The organism is Enterococcus sp. AZ101 (genome assembly GCF_050499005.1).
Taxonomy (GTDB): Bacteria; Bacillota; Bacilli; order Lactobacillales; family Enterococcaceae; genus Enterococcus_L; species Enterococcus_L ureilyticus.
Genome location: NZ_JBMHEZ010000001.1, coordinates 376,240 through 395,643, shown reverse-complemented (window position 1 = coordinate 395,643; position 19,404 = coordinate 376,240). Strand labels below are relative to the sequence as shown.

At 35.9% G+C, this 19,404-nt stretch carries 16 protein-coding genes and 1 pseudogene; 2 read left to right on the top strand and 15 right to left on the bottom strand.

Translation table 11 applies throughout. The features are described 5' to 3' along the window. Positions 1 to 78: 78 nt before the first annotated feature. Complete coding sequence (locus IGJ50_RS01840) at positions 79 to 1,755, top strand: PucR family transcriptional regulator (RefSeq protein WP_069641512.1); 1,677 nt, start codon at positions 79 to 81, stop codon at positions 1,753 to 1,755. A 63-nt stretch (positions 1,756 to 1,818) separates the two neighbouring features. On the opposite strand, the gene fabZ is transcribed toward IGJ50_RS01840, so the two are convergent. Further along, entirely contained in the window at positions 1,819 to 2,253 is a 435-nt protein-coding gene (gene fabZ, locus IGJ50_RS01835) for a 3-hydroxyacyl-ACP dehydratase FabZ (protein ID WP_010762460.1), read from the bottom strand. A 2-nt stretch (positions 2,254 to 2,255) separates the two neighbouring features. Beyond that, complete coding sequence (gene fabF, locus IGJ50_RS01830) at positions 2,256 to 3,494, bottom strand: beta-ketoacyl-ACP synthase II (RefSeq protein WP_069641511.1); 1,239 nt, start codon at positions 3,492 to 3,494, stop codon at positions 2,256 to 2,258. A gap of 304 nt (positions 3,495 to 3,798) precedes the next feature. Between fabF and fabI the strand changes: the two genes are divergently transcribed. After that, complete coding sequence (fabI, locus tag IGJ50_RS01825) at positions 3,799 to 4,551, top strand: enoyl-ACP reductase FabI (RefSeq protein WP_069641510.1); 753 nt, start codon at positions 3,799 to 3,801, stop codon at positions 4,549 to 4,551. Between the two features lie 130 nt (positions 4,552 to 4,681). Here fabI and IGJ50_RS01820 read toward each other — a convergent pair whose 3' ends face one another. The 13 genes and pseudogenes from IGJ50_RS01820 to IGJ50_RS01760 all read right to left on the bottom strand — a co-directional run bounded on the left by IGJ50_RS01820 (position 4,682) and on the right by IGJ50_RS01760 (position 19,141). After that, on the bottom strand, positions 4,682 to 5,776 hold the full coding sequence (locus IGJ50_RS01820; RefSeq protein ID WP_429948611.1) for an acyltransferase family protein: 1,095 nt from the start codon (positions 5,774 to 5,776) through the stop codon (positions 4,682 to 4,684). Positions 5,777 to 5,970: 194 nt separating this feature from the next. After that, positions 5,971 to 6,123, bottom strand: coding sequence for a DUF4337 domain-containing protein (locus IGJ50_RS01815; RefSeq protein WP_141707067.1), 153 nt, complete (start codon positions 6,121 to 6,123; stop codon positions 5,971 to 5,973). Beyond that, positions 6,120 to 6,707, bottom strand: a complete 588-nt coding sequence (locus IGJ50_RS01810; RefSeq protein ID WP_069641508.1) for a DUF1700 domain-containing protein — start codon at positions 6,705 to 6,707, stop codon at positions 6,120 to 6,122. Before IGJ50_RS01810 ends, IGJ50_RS01815 begins: the two co-directional genes overlap by 4 nt. Continuing rightward, a complete protein-coding gene (locus tag IGJ50_RS01805) occupies positions 6,700 to 7,017 on the bottom strand; it encodes a PadR family transcriptional regulator (RefSeq protein ID WP_069641507.1) in 318 nt (105 codons plus the stop codon). Before IGJ50_RS01805 ends, IGJ50_RS01810 begins: the two co-directional genes overlap by 8 nt. 200 nt (positions 7,018 to 7,217) lie before the next feature. Then, a complete protein-coding gene (locus IGJ50_RS01800; protein ID WP_429948609.1) occupies positions 7,218 to 8,033 on the bottom strand; it encodes a helix-turn-helix domain-containing protein in 816 nt (271 codons plus the stop codon). Positions 8,034 to 8,220: 187 nt separating this feature from the next. Continuing rightward, positions 8,221 to 9,078: a GNAT family N-acetyltransferase gene (locus IGJ50_RS01795; protein WP_429948608.1), complete on the bottom strand. Its 858-nt coding sequence runs from the start codon at positions 9,076 to 9,078 to the stop codon at positions 8,221 to 8,223. 58 nt (positions 9,079 to 9,136) lie between these two features. Next, positions 9,137 to 9,517: an NAD-binding protein gene (locus IGJ50_RS01790; RefSeq protein WP_429948606.1), complete on the bottom strand. Its 381-nt coding sequence runs from the start codon at positions 9,515 to 9,517 to the stop codon at positions 9,137 to 9,139. An 11-nt stretch (positions 9,518 to 9,528) separates the two neighbouring features. Next, entirely contained in the window at positions 9,529 to 11,070 is a 1,542-nt protein-coding gene (locus tag IGJ50_RS01785) for an ABC-F family ATP-binding cassette domain-containing protein (protein ID WP_429948604.1), read from the bottom strand. A 466-nt stretch (positions 11,071 to 11,536) separates the two neighbouring features. Next, positions 11,537 to 11,689 (bottom strand): annotated as a pseudogene (locus IGJ50_RS01780) (DUF454 family protein); the annotation flags it as partial. After that, positions 11,686 to 12,009 (bottom strand): nitrous oxide-stimulated promoter family protein, encoded by a 324-nt coding sequence (locus IGJ50_RS01775; protein ID WP_207120928.1) that lies wholly within the window; start codon positions 12,007 to 12,009, stop codon positions 11,686 to 11,688. The pseudogene IGJ50_RS01780 and the gene IGJ50_RS01775, both read right to left, overlap by 4 nt. A gap of 560 nt (positions 12,010 to 12,569) precedes the next feature. After that, positions 12,570 to 13,997, bottom strand: a complete 1,428-nt coding sequence (locus IGJ50_RS01770) for a helix-turn-helix domain-containing protein (RefSeq protein ID WP_069641502.1) — start codon at positions 13,995 to 13,997, stop codon at positions 12,570 to 12,572. Continuing rightward, positions 13,998 to 14,600 carry a bacterial Ig-like domain-containing protein gene (locus IGJ50_RS01765; protein WP_429948602.1) on the bottom strand — a complete coding sequence of 201 codons (603 nt, stop codon included), beginning with the start codon at positions 14,598 to 14,600 and terminating at the stop codon, positions 13,998 to 14,000. Positions 14,601 to 14,704: 104 nt separating this feature from the next. Then, positions 14,705 to 19,141, bottom strand: coding sequence for a bacterial Ig-like domain-containing protein (locus IGJ50_RS01760; RefSeq protein WP_429948600.1), 4,437 nt, complete (start codon positions 19,139 to 19,141; stop codon positions 14,705 to 14,707). Positions 19,142 to 19,404 lie beyond the last annotated feature (263 nt).

Sequence of the window (19,404 nt, the reverse complement as noted above, 5' to 3'; positions counted from 1 at the left end):
TCCTTTCCGAGTTGTATACTTTAACTAATTACCGTATAGTTAAAGGAACGAAATCATGTATGAGAAAGATGGTGTAGCATGTTAACAGTTGAACATTTTTTACAGCTTGCTCCGTTTAAAAAATTCCAATTAGTCGCTGGAGCAAATGGACTTGATAATAAAATTACAGGCATCAACATTTTAGACAATCCAGATGCTTCTGATTGGTTGTCTGCCGGGGAATTGCTGATTACTTCAGGCTATTTTTTTAGCGAGAACACCGAAATTCAAAAGCAATTTATTCAGCGTTTTAAAGAAATCAATTGCTCCGCGATTTGCATCAAACCACATATTTATTTAAAAGGTATTCCAAAATCTATGCGTGATTTAGCCGATGAATTAGCCTTACCTATCATCGAAATTCCCTATGGGGTCGCCTTTTCAAAAATCATGAATATTGTCATGGCGGAAATTTCTGGTCGGATGGACGAGCGAAATCAAGCTTCTTTGGATATTCATTCACAATTCTTTGAGATTTCATTACATGGCGGTGGAATGAAAAAAATTGCAGCGGAGTTAGCAAATATGGTTCAAAATCCTGTTGTGTTAGTTGATACGGATTGGTCAGTCACTGCTGTCAGTGATCATAAACAGCCTTTGATCCAAGAAACGATTAAAACAATTGAGCATACTTTTACATTTCCCCTTCAGACCTTTAATGACTTACCAACAAATTTTGAGCGCATCCAAAAACCAATTACCCGCTCACTTTTTTTTGCAGATAAAGAGTATCCCTGTGTAATCATGCCCGTTTACTTCGATACGATTCATTATGGTTTTATTCTGGTCTATCAAATTGAACGACCACTGACCGATCTTGACTACGTTGCTTTAGAAAATGGCTCGATGGCCTTTGCGCTAGAGCAAATGCGGTTGTTTGAAATTGAACGGACAGAAAATCGTATTCGCCGTGATTTTTTCGATCAATTATTATCTGGTCAAATCAAAGATCTTGATACCTTAGCAGCCTATGATACAGCAATCGATCCACTCTTGAATTATACAGTTTTGATTCTATCCATTCAGACATTCGGTATACAAACAGACTCTCTAATGAAAAAAAAGCAGGCTGAGGATCGCTTAATGAAAAGCTTATTGTCCTCATTGACAAGCTATACAGCGAATCGATTTCCCCATCTCCATTTATTCAGTCGGAAAAATCAGTTGGTCATGCTTTTAGGAACTGACCCTAATTCAAGTACCTTAAAAACACATAATGAACTATCCGATACAGCAGAACGAATCCGGATGTATTTGGAACAACAAGGACCGTCTGAACGAGAAATTTTCTGCACTATTGGTTCAACTTTACCAATTCTAGAGTTATCTCAAAGTTTTGAAGAAGCAAAAAAAGTCATCCAGCTACTTGAGGATGACTCAAAAGAAGAAAAAATTTATTTTTTCAATGATTTTTACTTTGATTCTTTTTTAGTTGATTCGATTTCAAAGGATCAAGGACAAAAATTCTACACTCATTATTTAAACACTCTATTGACTTATGACAAGGAAAATAAAACTAGCTTTACCCCGACATTAAAAGCTTATTTAGCACATCATTTAAACATCGCTACGACTTCCAGAGCCTTGTTTATCCATCGAAATACGTTGCTTTATCGAATTGAAAAAATCAAAGGGCTGTTACCTGTAGAGTTAGATCAGGAGAAAAACACCTTTGCATTACAATTGGCGCTAAAATTGTACGATTTGTACCATTGAGCATCCTGACAAAAAAGACCGAGAAGTAGCAAAATACTTCTCGGCCTTTTTTTATTCAATTTACTATCTACCTACAATAAAAGTCAATTCACATTCACAAACTTTTTTATCTTCAACAAATGCAGTTGCCTTCCCGATTCCTACATAATCTCTGATCTTCACGATTTCAAAGTGTAATTTTAACACATCTCCAGGAACAACTTTTTGGCGGAATTTTGCTTTGTTGATGCCGCCGATATACGCTGTTTCACCTTTAAATTGATCCATTTTCAAAATCAAAATCGATCCAACTTGTGCTAAGGCTTCAATAATCAAAACGCCTGGCATTGTTGGGTTTCCAGGGAAGTGTCCTTGGAAAAATTCTTCATTGATCGTTACATTTTTTGTGGCAATGATTTTTTTATCTGTAATGATTTCATCTACATAATCGATAAAGCAAATTGGGTACCGGTTTGGAATCATTTCCATAATTTCTGTTGCATTCATTAATCTTGTCATTGTTAGTTTTCCTCCCATTTCTTCATACAAATAACACCGTTATGTCCGCCAAAGCCAAATGAATTGCTGATCGCATATTGTGCTTGGACAGAGCGTGAGCCATCTGTTATATAATCCAAATCACATTCTGGATCTGCTACTTCATAGCCGACTGTAGGATGTGCTAGTCCTTCTTGTAATGTTTTCACACAAGCAATTGCTTCAATTCCTCCAGCAGCGCCTAAAAGATGACCTGTCATACTTTTCGTGCTTGAAATGGGTATATTATAGGCACGTTCGCCAAATACTCGTTTCAAGGCTGCTGTTTCGGCTGCATCGTTCGCTGGTGTTGACGTCCCGTGTGCATTGACATACCCGACTGCTGAGGCGTCAATTGCCGCTTCTGCTAAAGCTAATTCAATGGCATCTGCTGCACCACTACCGTCTTTCAACGGTGCCGTCATATGACTAGCATCACAATTGCTGCCATATCCTACGATTTCACCTAAAATCGTCGCACCTCGTTTTTGAGCGTGTTCTAATTCTTCTAGCATTAGCATGCCCGCACCTTCACCCATCACAAAACCATGTCTTTCTTTATCAAATGGGATCGATGCTCTCGTTGGATCTTCTGTTGTATTCAATGCGCTTAGAGCAGCAAAACCGGCAATCCCGATTTCACAGACCGTCGCTTCTGTTCCACCTGTGATCATCATATCTGCTAAACCATATTTGATCGTGCGGAATGCTTCCCCAATTGCATTCGTTGCAGAAGCACAAGCTGTCACGATTGTTTGAGAAGGTCCTTTTGCGCCTAATTTAATCGAGATATTTCCTGAAGCCATATTGGCAATCACCATTGGTACAAAGAACGGTGTTACGCGTTTTGCGCCTTTTTTATCCATAACTCTGACTTGATCTTGTAATGTTGTCATGCCACCGATACCGCTGCCTACAATCACACCAAAACGTTTTGGATCAATCGTTTCCTTCGTTAGACCACTCATATTCCAAGCTTCCATCGCTGCAACTAAACCATATTGTGAAAATAAATCCATTCGCTTTTGTTCTTTACGTTCAAGAACCTCACTCGGATCAAAATCTTTCACTTCACCTGCAAGTGCTACACCTGTATCTTCAGAATCAAATTTCGTGATTTTAGCGATTCCTAATTTTCCGTTGACTAGATTTTGCCAATACTCTTTTACCGTATTGCCTAAAGGAGTCACTGCTCCCATTCCTGTTATTACAACTCGTTTCATCGTGCACCTCCGCCATTCTTTTGACTATCAAATTAAAAAAAACTAGCATAAACAACACATTTTTGTTTAAATTTAAGTAAAATAGTTTGACTTTCAAAGTATTTTAGTTAATAATTCAGACATCCGATAAAATGTCTGTATTGGTGTTGCTTATTTGTTAGAGAATTTTTTTATCATTCTCAACACAGATAATACCAGTTGCAATTTTATCCGTCAACTTAAATAAAATCAAATCATTAGATTTTGTTAAGATGTGAGACCTTTTTCACACACTAAAAATACTTTTAAAAGGGGAAAAAATCATATGTTTCTAAAAAATAAAAAAGTCGTCGTAATGGGCGTAGCAAACAAAAGAAGTATCGCTTGGGGCTGTGCTAAAGCATTAAAAGAGCAAGGTGCTGATATTATTTACACATACCAAAACGAACGCATGAAAAAACAATTGTTAAAATTAGCTGAACCAACAGATTTACTTGTTGAATGTGATGTTGCCTCTGACGAGTCGATTGCCCAGGCTTTCCAAACGATTCAAGAAAAATTTGACAAAATCGATGGGCTAGTTCATGCTATTGCTTTTGCTAACAAAGAAGAATTAGATGGCAATGTTAGTGATATCAGCCGTTCTGGTTTCTTGTTAGCTCAAGATATCAGCAGCTACTCACTTTTAGCTGTTGCACATCATGCGAAACCAATGCTAAATCCTGGTTCTGGTATCGTTACAATGACTTATTTAGGTTCTGAAAGAGCTATCCCTAACTATAACATGATGGGAATCGCTAAAGCTTCTTTAGAGACAGCCGTAAAATACTTAGCTTATGAATTTGCAGCAGATAAAATCCGTGTGAATGGCATTTCAGCTGGCGCAATCAAAACCCTTGCAGTAACTGGGGTGAAAGATTACGATCAATTGATCAAAATTTCAGAAGGTCGTACGCCAGATAAAGCAGGCGTTACGATCGAAGAAGTCGGGAATACGTGTGCCTTCTTAGTTAGTGAGCTAGCGGCTGGGATCGTCGGGGACATTATTTATGTAGATAAAGGTGTTCACCTTACTTAAAAAAAAGGACGCGACCCTAATAAATAAAGCGGAGTGGCTTTTGCTCCAGCGTTTACTCGGGTTCTTTGAGTATGGGATATCTCGTAGAGTTATGTCCCATACTCACCTTCTTTTAACGGCTTACTTGTTTTTAAATTAGTTTTTGTATATACGTGCGATTGATTTTCAACATTAGTTGTAAATCAAAATAATAGCATGGCAACTGTTGGGTCATAGTGATTGTCAGCGAGCTTAACAGATGGGTAGCAACCAATGTGACTATCAGCTGCAACCAAGTATTTGCAAAAAAATCATAGCTATTGACTAAATTCGCTGTCCATAAAATACATAAAGGATGGATGAAAAAATAATATTTACCTAACTCTCTTAAGCGTCTGATATCGATGTTCTCTTCTACTTTCACAAACAAACTCCAACAAAACAGACTACTTGTAAACGGAATCAGCATCCACATAAAATTCTTATCAATGCCGATATTCGAATAAACAACCATTCCTTCAACAACTAACAATACTCCTGTAGCTAATACTGACAACCCAAAATACTTTTGGTAGTTGGCGATTTTTTCTTGATGATCCCATAAAAAGAACCCAATCGCCACAAAGATCAATGCAAAAAACAAGCCATTACGCGTTGTGATAAATAGATTCAGGTACTGATCAAAAAAAGCTTTCAACTCTTCATTGCCAATATAAGCATAGTACGTTTCTATTGTTCCAAAGCCATACATCAATAAGGCCAAACTAAACAAAACTACATAGCCCGATTTTTTTAACAACCATTGAACACAAATGATCCCAAAAATTGCTGCCGGAATGTACCAAAGGTGATAATACGTTCCGGTATAAACCAAACCCGCAACGAAAGCTACTGGATACAGCACAGGACTAAGAGAATAGTTTTCCTGAATCCACTGGAACCCAATTGGTAAATAAATCAAACTCCAAAACAAATAAGATTTCGTCAATGACTTGACATATTGCTGTATGTAATCTGCTGATTGATTTTGTCCTCGTCTCACAAAATAACTAGTAGAAATCAAAAAATAAGGGACCGCAAACCGACACAAGACATTTTTAAATAAATGATTGACCGCCGGATCTTGAAACACTTTTTCACAATGAAAGCAAATAACTAAAATCGCAGCGACATATTTGACCAAATCGATACCGTTTGTATGACTTCGCTGTTCTTTCATCTTTTTGTTGATATTTTCCACCTCCATACCAATAAATACTACTGGATTGTTTCTCTTAATTTAAATTATAACAAAGCTTATTTTAAATTTTATCGGTATTAAGGCTGATTTTTGTCCCATCATTTCATAAATATCAGCTAATCACTTGATCGTATTCTTCTTTTCCTTATAAAAATAGAAACATTGTCAGAATTGTTTCCTGTCAAATGTTTCTAGCTAGTTTAATTAAAATAAACGGTTCGATACCATGAACGCGGTGCTTCTTGATATTTATCAAGCTGCCATCCGGTCATTGAGAAACCTATCAAAGTAATGACTAATCCAATAACTGTCAAGCCAACACCTATTTTAAAAAACATTTTTTTCCCCATCATAATAACAACTCCTTAACGCGGATTAAGCGAATGATTTTGCTCGAAAAATAGTTTGACGTTTTAATGAAGTAACGGCTCATACTGATGGTCAACAAACCGCTAAGTATCGATAGACCTAGCACAAAGATCCCCACACCTAGCTGTGTAACAGCAATACTAATACCATCTTGTAATGTAAAAAAGCTAAACAATACACTGAATAGGGAAGCTGCTAATCCAGTTACTGCAAAAATACCTGTTGAAAAAGGTAAACACCAAATAACAATATACCCAGCTAAAATGAGAAGAATTAGGGCTAGTAATAGACTTCCCCACAATGGAAAACCCAGAATCAATAGCACAACGAGTAGCGGATTGATTGATTTTTTAGGTTGGATATTCCCTTCTTCAAATGCCTCTTCTAGAATTTTACTTGCTACCTGGGCTGGTTTCCCTAATTTTTTTACCGCTTCCTCTTCACTAGCGCCATCTTCTACATAATCTTCGATCAACTCATCATAATAGTGGATGAATTGCTCCTTTTCACTTTCATTTAAGCGAATTAAACCTTCATTTAATTGATATAAAAATTCTTGTTTAGTCATTTTGCTCCCCCATTTCAATAAAATGATACACCTTCATTACTTCATCCCATTCTTGGATAAAGGACTTTATTTTTTCCCTACCTGTATCTGTTATTCTGTAATATTTTCTTAATCGACTATTATGTTCCAATGAATAAGTTTCTAGCTCTTCTTTTGTCTCCAAGCGTTTTAAGATCGGATATAATGTTGATTCGGAAATTGTTATCACACTGGATAAATCTTTGATTATTTGATACCCATAGGAATCAGATTTCTTTAAAACAGCTAAAATACAATATTCTAATAATCCTTTTTTTAATTGCGAATCCATATTATACCTCCTGACACACATTACTATACATTACATAGTATAATGCGTCAAGGAGTATTTTAGCTTATAATAATCTTTAATCCGAATTGTAGATTAAGTCTACAAGGAGATAACGTATCTTTATTTACATATGAATTTCGACTATTAGATAACAAAAAAGAAAGTTAGTTTGATTCCCAACTTCCTTTTTCTTTTACAGCTTAGAATGATTTATTGGCATAAAATAAGGGAATGTCTTCAGCCTTTTCACGAATTGCCATCGCTACTTCCTCTTCACTTGTTCGCTCTAACAATTTTTGAAACGCCTGATCTATTTGGATATTTAACACTGAAAAAGCCTCATGATGCCAAATTACATAGGCAATTTTCAACGATTCCACCCAAAAATAATACGTTTGATCTTTAGTTACAATATCGATCAAGGTTACAAAATTACCGCCGACATTCCGAAAATATTTACCAAATTGAAGCTTTATTTCTATAATATCGGATAATGAAAATTGTGCTATTCGTTGTTCTACAGGAATATTTATCGCCACTTTAAATTTACCGATTTGATCAATCCGCACTTGATCTGCACTAAAGCTGCACAAACAATTCGCATACCCCATCATTTTTGAAAATGTTGCTTGCGGAAAAATTGCTTCTTCAATTCTTATAAATGTATTCACACGTTGTTTTTCTAAAAATAATGGTTTGATGTCTGTAGCATAGGCGCTGTAAAATGCTGCCTTGTTGTTTTCATCCTTGTGTTGGTCCATATGATTTTGCCTTCTTTCTGTACCGTCAAACAAGCTCCGAAAAAAGCCAGGTTTTTTTCGCCCCAACAAAACATCTACGCTGATATTGAAATATTCAGCGAGCCGTATAACATTTTCCAAATCTGGCAGACTTTTTCCTAGCTCCCATTTTGAAATCGTTTGACGTGAAATGTTCAAGTGGTCTGCTAATTCCTGTTGTGAGACTTGTTGTTCTTGACGGAATTTTTTTATTTGTGTACCAATTTCTACAGTCACTATAAGCCACTCCAATCTGAACGTCTATTGTTTTTAGTGCATCAATACGTTGCGTTGCTTTATTATACAATATTAGATAGTGCAACGGTGCGTTGCTTTGCGATTTATTCGCGGTTTGATACTCATTTTCTAAAAAAAGATCTCTGTAACCCACGTCAAATTTAGCGAAGGTCACAGAGATCGTTTATTAGTCACAATAGCTATTTGCGACTCCATTATTTATCTCTTTAGTCATCTGAAACTGTGTAAGCTGGAGTGTGATCCCGATTTTTTCTAACTCTTGATATTCAGGTAAAGCCTGATCGAAATTAGTCAATTTAACCATTGTAGCTTGTTCTTGTTCTTTTAAGCGAAATAAAATTGCTGTGACCACTGAACAATCTATTCGTTCTAGTAAATAGAATTGCGTAAGAATTAATATATTGCTGGAGCCATCTTCTGTAACATTAAAACTGATGGAGCCAAGCCTTATCCCATCTTGGTAAATATTGTAATTTTTATCTGAAAAAATAAAACGATTCTGCCAAGGGGTCCATGGATGTTCAGTCAATGATAATTCATTTGGTGTTACTGATTTAAAAGTAATCGTTTTTTTCTCCTTACTTATAGCAGGTAAGTTAAGCGAGCCGACTGCTAACTCGTTTACAACCTGAAATCCTTTTAACTCGTATAGTTTTTTTGCCCGTTCATTTGTGGCGATCACTTCAAGCATCAAACGATCACAAGCATTTTCTTTAGCTAAGTGTTCTGCATAATCAATCAATTGAGACGCAACTTTATTTCTGCGATATTTTGGAACGACTGCCATTCCCCCAACCCACATCACTTTGGTTTGTTGAAATGTTTGTATGCCCAAAAGAATGATTCCAGCAAATTCACCATCAATGGAAAAGACCGCCGAAAGCTGTTTTGATAATTTTAATGACTGGATTCTTTGTTCTAATGCTTCTTTATCCACATGGACCGGTACAAGATAGTCACTAAATCCTTGATTCCATGTTTCTACCACTTGCTGAAAATCTGCTTCGTCTATCGTTATAAACATATTCATTCTCCTTTGATCATTCCTCTGTTTATCTAACTATAAACGAATTTAAGAATATTCATAGTTTTTTGCGAACAATAAGCTGATCAATCGTTAAAAAACTTTCGAATCCTTCTTCATTCCGCAGACAAACCAGATTATTTTCAACTTTAATACAGGCGTTTTCTAAAAAAATCATAACTACTAATTTTTCTAATTGGCGCATAAGCTCCGTTCTTTTCGATGTAGCGAAACAATCTTTAAGGATTTCATCTGAATATTCTAAAATTGTGACTTCCTTGCCTTCTCGTGCTAAATCAATTGCGAGTGTACATTCTAAAACCCCACTGCCGATGATCAAGATTCGCTCAGCTAATGGATACTCTGACTCTGCTTGACGTGTTTGCGCTACTGATGAAAGTTGGTAAAAATCACATTCTTGATAGATTGAAAAAGTCATCGGGATTTACCTCACTCTTTCATCATCTGTTTATCTGCAATTGTGTAAACATGATCTGCGATACTTGTATAAAACTGTTCATCATTTGAAATCAATAAGACACTGCCTCTAAACGCTTTTAGGGCATCTTGAAGAGCTTTTCTTGAATCTACATCTAAATGATTGGTCGGCTCATCCAAGATCAATAAATTACTTGGCTGCATTGTTAAATCACACAACTTGACCTTTGATTGTTCCCCACCACTTAGCATATAAAGATTTTTTGAAGCAATTTCTCGCTTTAATCCACATTTTGCTAATTCGCGGCGAACATCTTCATAGGTCAGTCTTGTATATATATTTGCTAAAGCTTCGATTGGCGTCCACTCTGTATTTTCCCACTCGATTTCTTGTGAATGATAGCCCACAGCGACTTGAGGAGAAAACTGACTTTTCCCAGAAATGGCTGGTACCATCGAAAGAAGTGTTTTTACTAGCGTCGATTTTCCTAATCCATCGGCACCAGTAATCACAATTTTTTCTCCTTTTTTTAGTTGGAAATCACGCACTGTAAGTAATCGTTCTTTATGGCCTACAGTCAGTTCCTCTATCGTCAATACGTTTGGTGAGCTTTGTGACATTAGCTTAAATGAAAAATTCGATTTGACTTTCTTTTCAGGCTCTTTCAGTCGATCCATCTTTTCTAAGTGCTTTCTGCGTCCTTGAGCCATTTTCGTTTTGATGCCGGCAATATTTTTTTGAATAAAAGCTTCGGTTTCTTTGATTTTTCGCTGTTGCGCCTCAAATTGACTCTGATAGGCTTCCGCTAAATGAGCTTTTTGTTTTAAAAACTCAGTATGGTTACTATGATATTTTTTGATCGTGCCAAAATCGATGTCACAGATGCAGGTGGCAATATTACTTAAAAATTCAGTATCATGGGAAACGATGATAAACGCATTTTCAAACGCATTCAGATAATCGGTCAACCATTCGATGTGTTCTTGATCTAAATAGTTCGTCGGTTCATCTAATATCAAAACAGAGGGTTTTTCTAATAAAAGTTTAGCTAAAATAACCTTGATCTGATCTCCCCGATTTAAGGTCTCTAGCGTTTGCTCAGCATCACTGATCCCCAGCCCTGTGATGGCTTTACTGATATCATTTTCGACTTGATAAAAGCCTTTGATTTCTAATTGCTCTTGATACGTTGCTGCTCTACTTAAAAGCTGGTCATCGCCAGTTTCACCATACCTCTCATAAAGCTTGAGCATTTCTTTTTCTGTATCAAATAATTCTTGATAAGCGGATGTTAAAAACTCGTTGATTGTTTGTGATTGATCCATGTCTACATATTGGTCTAAATACCCTAATGTAGCTGTTGGGTTCCAAATAATCACACCATCATCGGGTAATACAGTTCCTAAAAGCATCTTCAGCAATGTACTTTTTCCTGCGCCGTTTTTACCAACGATCCCCATATGCTCGTTACTGCGAAGCGTGAATGAACTGTCTTCGTAAAGCTGTTTATCTGGTACTGCATAGGTTAAACCTTTAACTTGTAATAATTCCATTTTATTTTCCTCTTTCATGTACTTTCACTGATTTTTACTAAAGAACATACAAAAAAGACCCATAGACAAAATGTCTAGGGCCTTTTAATCTATATATTCTTCAGTAAATGAGCAGACTAAAAACATAGCAAAAAGATGCTATTTTCTTAATAGACTAAATTTACTGATGAATATGAAAAGCTCAATAGCTTTTCGATTAAGCTCCATACAACACTTCATCAAAAATAAGTTGTAGGGAGCTAAGAGTTGAAATATATAATACGTACATTTGAAACACCTTCCTCAGGTGTTACTCTACCATTTTGAAAAAAAATAGTCAAATTCAATTGAACTGATCTTGTCTCTACTAAAGCTTCATTAGGTCAAACTATACTCTATTAAGCAATTCCAAATGCAGCAAAAACAATAGGAATCACGGTTACGCCAACAAGTAACGTCGTTGTGTTCACTGTTTTGCCTAACAACCAACATATTTTTGATATAACTTATCCGAACTTCTTATCCAGAAAAATCCAGTCAATAAATAAAAAACAGCCGTCGGTAAAAACGGTAGAAAGATTCCCAATGTTCCCAATCCAAACATCAATGATCCTAATAAAATAAATAACTGTTTTTTCATTCTTTCACACTCCTTGTCAATCCTCGATAGGCATGTTTAAACGTTAAGATTGGATGTTTAAACAACATTCGTGGTCCTGAATAACGCATAATTTTTTTCATTTGTTCTCGATATTTAGGTTGATAACAATGAACTGGACATTTTTGACAAGTCGTTTTTTGTTCCCCAAACTGACAAAACTCCAATCGTGTTCTTGCATAGGTCAACATTCTATCTTCTGGTATCAACGGATCATCTTGCTGATGATAGTAAACTTTGATCATGACTTCCATTAAACGAATTTCCTCCAGAATAATAGGCCCAGAATTTTTTTGCCTCAATTAATTCCCCTCCTATTTTAAAAGTGAAGCAGGCTTGATCAAACGCATAGAAAAATAAAAAAAACAGTTGTGCGTTTTTTTGCCTCGTTTAGATATTATTTTCCTCCAAAGATCTTCGCAGTATTTCTTGGTATGTCTCAAGAGCATCTTGCTCATTTTGATAATATAATTAGTGTCATCTTGTTCAGTATAGCACATGGAAATCCAATTGAGAATGATTATCAGCAGCATTTTTATTTCCTTTATTACGTATTTGAACTACTCGCTTCCATCCAACTTATTCAAGTTTTTTATATTTCAAAAATGTCATTGAAAAACACACTTTATCGATGTTCCTTTTTTCCAGATTATTCTATTATTAAGGTATAACTAAAGGAGGCATACAATGAACCAAGAAAAAACAACTAAAAAATTCAAAACCCATGGTAATTTATACGCTTTGGTAACAACGATTATATCTGAAATCGTGGATCGAATCATTTTCTAAATCCCTATTTATATAGACAAAGTGAGCGAGAAAAAATACGATAAATTTTTTCTCGCTCACTTAATTAGTCATGCTATATTCGTTTTTTATTCAATTGTAAATTCCTATTGACTTGTACGATTTCATTGCCAAAATTACGCCAATCACTTGCTCTAGGAGGAGCCAGCCAGATCAGTGTTCGCGCTGAAAAAGTTGTTTTGAGATGATAGTCTGAGATAATTAGATCCGTATCTGGGCGTACAACCGGCTGGAAATTTATGCTAAAAGAATCAAAAATTTGAATTTGAGCTTGGATGAATTGATTATATTTTTCTCCTTGTGTGAAACTTACATGAATATTAATTGTATTTGTCTCGCTTTCTTTATCATATTGTTGAGAAAGAACGAGTAGTAAATTAAGAAAAAGCGATTTTTTACTATATCTAAATTCTTCCTCTTTCAATTGACAAATAAATGTATGGCAAATGTCAAATATGATTGGATAGCGCTCATGGAAAAATTCTAAATCCATCACTCGTAACGTGATATCTATCAACGGTGAAATAAAAAGATGCTGATAAATCACCCAGTTCACATCGTTACAAAATTCAGCTCCTGCTAGTTTTAGCTGTGGGTACCTAAGAAATTTCTGCTTTAACTGCATTTGATAGGTTTGAACTCCCTTATTTTCAAGGTTACAAAATTCAATTCGATACACTGACAACTGGCTAAGAATCCCTTTTACTTCAGCTTCTATTTCACGATTCGTTCCATTCAATGTTTGATTACTCCATTGAGCAATTGCTTGATATATGCCGTTTTCTTTGGCAAAATCAGCTGTCTGAAAATCATTTGGTAAAAAGTAATTTGGGGTTCTCCTTACTCTTTCTAAAAAAACAAATAAATAATGTTTGAAGAGATAAAACGTGTTTATTTCTTCACAATAAGGTTTAATAGTCGCTAGTAATTCATTAACTGATAAGATATCTGATTGGTTGTATAATTCATCTGAATCTTTATAAATTCGATATAAGAGCATATTAAAATATTGACGAATCTTCATCTCATTTCCCACTAATTGACATTTTTTCGACAATTTTATATCATACTGTGCTAACTCTTTACGGATCCTATCAATAATTTTGTATACAACGGTCCGGCTCATCCCCTGTTTTTCTCCGTATTTTTTGATTGAAGTAAATTGATTGAAAAATATCGTTCGCAATAATGTAAATTCTAGAGAGAACTTTAAATATTTTTCCTCAACGACACTTGATGAAACTTGAGCGTCTTGGAAAAGAACGATTTCATTACTTTGCTCAATCAATTCGATACGCTCAATCAATTCAAATCTTTTCAAATCTTCATTTATTTCCAGAATGCTATGCTCTAAAAGGTACTGAGAGATATTCAATTCTTCACATAAAACATCTTTGCGTTCCGAAAACGAAAATTGCTGCTCCAATTTTCGGATGATTGACAGTTTCAAATTTGCTCGTTCATCTAATAACAAGAAATCCATTTATACTCTCCTTGTTCCATACAGTAGTGTTCCTGACAGGAAACCCAACATATTTCCAAAACTTGTAGAACCCAGCTGAGTCCCTCCTCCGGAAGTATTTATGTTTTGTATTTGTTTCGCTCCATCATTTAGCAATTCATCATTTAACATGATTCTTGTTTGAGCGTCATTTGGGGAATAACGATTCATTACGCTGTTTTTATGATCAGAACTAGTAAACTGATTGACTGATACTTTAGCGGTAGAAACATAGTTTTCATATGAAAACTTGACAAAATAAACCCCAGGTTCTTGAGTATTCACATTATTTTTGATTGTTACGTCTTTCAATGCTAATGGTCCGCCATCCTTATCTTTCAATGAAACAATATTATCTACTGGTGACCATTTTGCATTTTGCCTGATGATACTGTCTTTTAATAGCAGCTCTGTCTGGTTTTCTTTGACTTCAATCGTAGCAGTTTCGACTTTTCCATCTACTTCATAGGTCATTTTGTATTTTCCAGGAGTTGTTATTTCTTCTCCATAAACTGGGTCGAAATGAAGAAGAAGTGCCGATGAAAACAGTAATGCTGTTCCTACTATCAAAGGTTTGTTCGTCATTTATTTTGATGCCTCCTAAGTGCTGATAGAATTGAATAGAGGCCTAAGCCAAAAGTAATTTACTCTCTACTTTTGACCCAGCCTCAATCCTCCTTATCGATCAGCTAATCTGTTCTTCGTTTTCTTAGTCGGATCACACTAACAATGGTGACCGCAATGGCTAACAATCCAAGCAAACGGATAGAATAGTTACTTTTTTCACCTGTTTTTGGGTAATTTCCTTGTTTGTCTGGTTTAGCACTATGGGTTTGATCCTTGTTTGTTGTATTTTGTTTAGGTGCATTCTTTTCAAGGACTGTGATTGTTGCAGTAGCTGCAAGTTTTTTGTCAGCCTTTGCTGCTTGTTTCGCTTTACTTGGTTCAGATTTTTGAGCTGTTTGGACAGCGTAAGATACTTGTTGCTCCCCTTTTTCTTTGGTTTTAACGTTTCCTGTCACTTCTACTTCTTCAAATGCAATCGCCTTACCGTCACGATCCGTTGCGGATACAAAGTTGTCAGCACTCTTCCAATCATCTCCTACGTAAATGGTGGAATCTTTTACAACTAATGTTGATTGATCCGCTTTTACCGTGATCTTAGCTGTTTGTGTTAAGGCTTCTGTACCATAAACAACTTCATAGACGCCAGTTTTTGTGGTATCTACCGTTCCTGTTACATTGAGATCTTGAATTGGAATAGTTTTGCCTGTTTTATCTGTCGCTGAGACAAAATTATCGACCGCTTCCCACGTATCTCCCACATAGATACTAGAATCTCTAACAGCCAGCGTTGCTTGTGTAGCAACAACATGAACTGTTACCTGAGCTTTTTGCCCTTGATTTTCGTAAGTGACGTCATAATCACCAACTTTACTGGTATCAACAGTTCCTGTTACCGTAACTTGGTCAAAGGCAACAGGGTTGCCTTTTTTGTCTGTTGCTTTAACAAAATTATCGACTGGTTGCCAATTAGTCCCTACAGAAATCGTTGAGTCTTTGCCGCTGATTGTTGTTTGATCTGCTAAAACAGTCACTTTAGCCACTTCAGTTTGGCCACCGAAGTGATAGGTTACATTATACGCTCCAACTTTCGTGGTATCTACTGTTCCCGAAACTGTTACGTTTTCAAACGAGCTGATTTTCCCATCTTCATCTGTCGCTGACACAAAATTATCGACCGCTTGCCATGAATCCCCCACATAGATCGTTGAATCTTTGACGACTAAGGTCTCCTGATTGGCAACGACTGAAACTGTTGCTTTTGCTTCTTTTCCTTGATTCTGATACGTGATCTCATAATCACCGACTTTTGTGGTATCTACCGTTCCACTTACCGTAATTTGATCAAACATCACTGGGTTTCCATCTTTATCCGTTGCACCTGTGAAGTTGTCTTCTGGTTGCCAGTTGGTTCCGACATAAATCGTTGAATCTTTTGCGGTGATACTCGTTTGATTTACTTTTTCTTTGAGCGGAATTTCGATTAAATTCGACTCTTTCTTCAATTTGATTGTTTTGCCGTTGATATAGTCCTCAGCAATCGTATACTCTGATGGAATATCGGTCACTCTTAAGGTATATTCTCCTGACATGATTGCATCGACGTTATATTTCCCGTCTTGATCGGTCGTAAACTCCGTTCGATTATTTGTCACAATATCGACTAGTTCAAATGAGACATTTGGAACATTGATGGTTTGATCTTTTTCATTATACGTGTGAAATTGCGCTTGAGCCAAATAAACGACTCCTTCTGCATCGCCATCAGAGAATCGCAACACAAGAGGTGTTGTGTTGACCGTTCGACGAGTTTCTGTCATTTGATCTAAATTATCCGCACTAATGATAGTTTCTGTAAAAATCTGTCCAGCATTTTTGGACACTGTATTATAGGTGATTGTGATATTTTCGGTTAATGTATAGTCCTCGAAAATGATTTGAGCACCCATTGTAGTTTGTTTAACAGTGTATGCGTCTTTTGGAACATTTTCTATCGTAATCGAATTTAAATCAATACCAGCATTGGTTGTTCCTTGTGTCTTAATCTCAAAGGTCGGATTTTTGACCTTTCTTGTTCCGCTATTGATATTCTTTGTCTTCACTTCATTTGTAGTTACATTTTTTAATGACTCATGACTTGTTTGATTGGCAGATAAGATCTCTGCGCCTTCATTATTTACTGATACTGACGCTGACATTAGCTGATCGCCATATAATGGTTCAGCAGCACTTCCAGTGACATTGATCGTTTTAGTGTCGATCCAACCATTAGCATATTTATATTCAATAATGTACCGTTTGTTTGTTTTACCGAAATCAAATTGATAACTGTTGGTAGCTTCATCGAATTTAATTTTTGGATAAGCTGCACTGGTTGGGGCTAGTGGTTTATCAAAATATTGACCTCGATCCCAATATTGGGGGTAAATCGAATCTACTTGGTCATTTGACACATCATAAATATCAAAAACTACGTCAATCCCCGCAGGTATTTTAGTTGTTATATTCAAGTCATCAAACGAATCATTTCGAGCATTTACTAAAAATTGATTTTTGCTAGCTTGTAGTGTGCGTTCTGAATACATTTTGCGTCCAGTTCTAACGGTTGTGTCAACCGTCTCATAGTCATCAGCACTTAATGTAACTGGCAGTGTGTCTATTGGAATACTTTTACTTTTTTCTAAGCTATCCGGCACATAATTGAAACCTAGATCTAAATTAAACGAATGAACGACCGGGGTTGTAAATTTTATCAGCGAACCGCCTTCGACTGCTGTTATAGTGTAATCTTTAGCTAACTTGTAATAATCATATTCTCCTTTAGGCGCTCTCAATTGCAAGTAATTTGGATGCTCGATTTTGATTGTTGCATTCTTTACTGGATTTTCAGTACTCCCTTCTATCGCGATTGTTGTGTCACCAAAATAGGCACCGTTCCGATCATAATTGCCCCATGCGGTTTCTACATTATTGGGATTAATGATCGAAATTGGCTGAAGGTATTGATCAGATACGAGCATCATCTCTTTACCGCCACTGACAACAGGTGTACTCACAGTTATATCAATATCTTTTTGATCAAATGGGATGAGCAGTTTGTCTACATTGATTCTTAACACGCTATCTTTGGTTGCTGTTAAAATTAGTTTATTATTTTCTTTACGCACATCAAAAAAATCAGTAAGTGGAACCGACCTGTATTCCACATCTGTGGCTGAAATTTTATAATCAGAAATTGCTTGACCATTTTTATTTTCTAAAACTATTTTCTGTCCTGATTTAGTTAGTGTAGGGATATTGTAAACATTGACATAATAATTTCCTTTTTCTTGGAAATTGGCACTTTGAAACCAGCCTAAACTTGCTTCTTTTAAAGATTTTTGGTCTTTACTTGTTTTTGCTGTAAATTCAAGACCACCATATGGTGCGGTTGTTCTATTTAAACTGACTGACCCTAATTTTGTCGTAGGGTATTGATTGTAAAAGCTATAGGAATAATTTGAAACACTCTCCAAGCCTAATGTTCGATCAACCGCTAAAGCGTACGCCTTTTGTTTGTCCATATTTGTGATTGTGATTGCTGCTCGATAGGTAGTGTCTTCACTAATAGTGTACTCTTTGTCCTTTTCTAATGGTTGTTTTGAAGCTTGGATCACGTTTCCATTGATATCTACATCATACGAAAAGACACCAATCTGTTCATTGGATGTAGTATAAAATTTTGCTTCTGGCGCATCTAATAGCACTAACTCTACTGTCTGACTACCTGACAATGCTCTATCCAAATTATAATAGATAGTACCTTTGAGACCATAAGTATTGGTCGTTTCTTCATACTTGATAGGGGCAACCTCTTCATATAAATCAAAGTGATATTTGTTTGCTGTTTGCCCTGGCGTGTTGATTGTTACTAGTGGTTGTGCATCTGTGAATACATAGCTTTTCAACTCTAGGTTGAACTCTGTTTCAGTAATACGCTGGTTAAAAGTGATCGTCAATGTTTTACTCGTTGCATCAACTGACCAGCTTGCCCCAACATTGGCTACCTCACCACTGACATCTGAGTACCCTAAATGATCAGGCAAGCTTACTGTGTAGGTTGAACCTGGCGCATAATCTTTGTCTTCGATCACAAAATTTAGCTTTGCTGTTACCGGTGTTGTATTCAAGACTCGATTTACATCAGTCTGACTATATTCAGTACCATCCATACTCATAAGCGTCATCTTTGTTAGAAGCTCATCTTCAATCAGTGCGTTTGGTTGGACTTTTTTCAGCTCTGAAAGAGTTAGACTTGCAGTGGTTGACTGTTCGGTTGTTTCAGTTGAAACATCATCAGTTGCTTCTCTAGTCATTTCACTCGATTGTGCCTGCTGATTCTCAGTTGACAATTCTATCTCTTCACTAGATAAATTAGTTTCTGGCCCTAACGATGTTGATGCATCAGCCGACTGTTCATTCCCATCTATGTTGTTAGTCGTCGCGAAAACACTTACAGTTGAACCAAAACTCTGAGTGAGTAAGACTGTAAGCATCAATATATGTAATTTTCTTTTTTTCATGAACAAACTCCTTCATTTTAATAATTTTATATAATTCTATCATATACTTTTTCAAACTTTATTATGATTATTTTTTTATAGTTTAATAAAAAATAAAAACATACCTATTGTTATATTTACTATATAGAAGCTATTTCATCAATATATGTGTACTTATTTCTGTAAAAAGCACGATAATAAATCTTATTAAAATCGAATAATTTATAAAAGAATTCTTTTAAAACCACCAAATAGATATATTTTTTTTATGGAAATAACTCAAT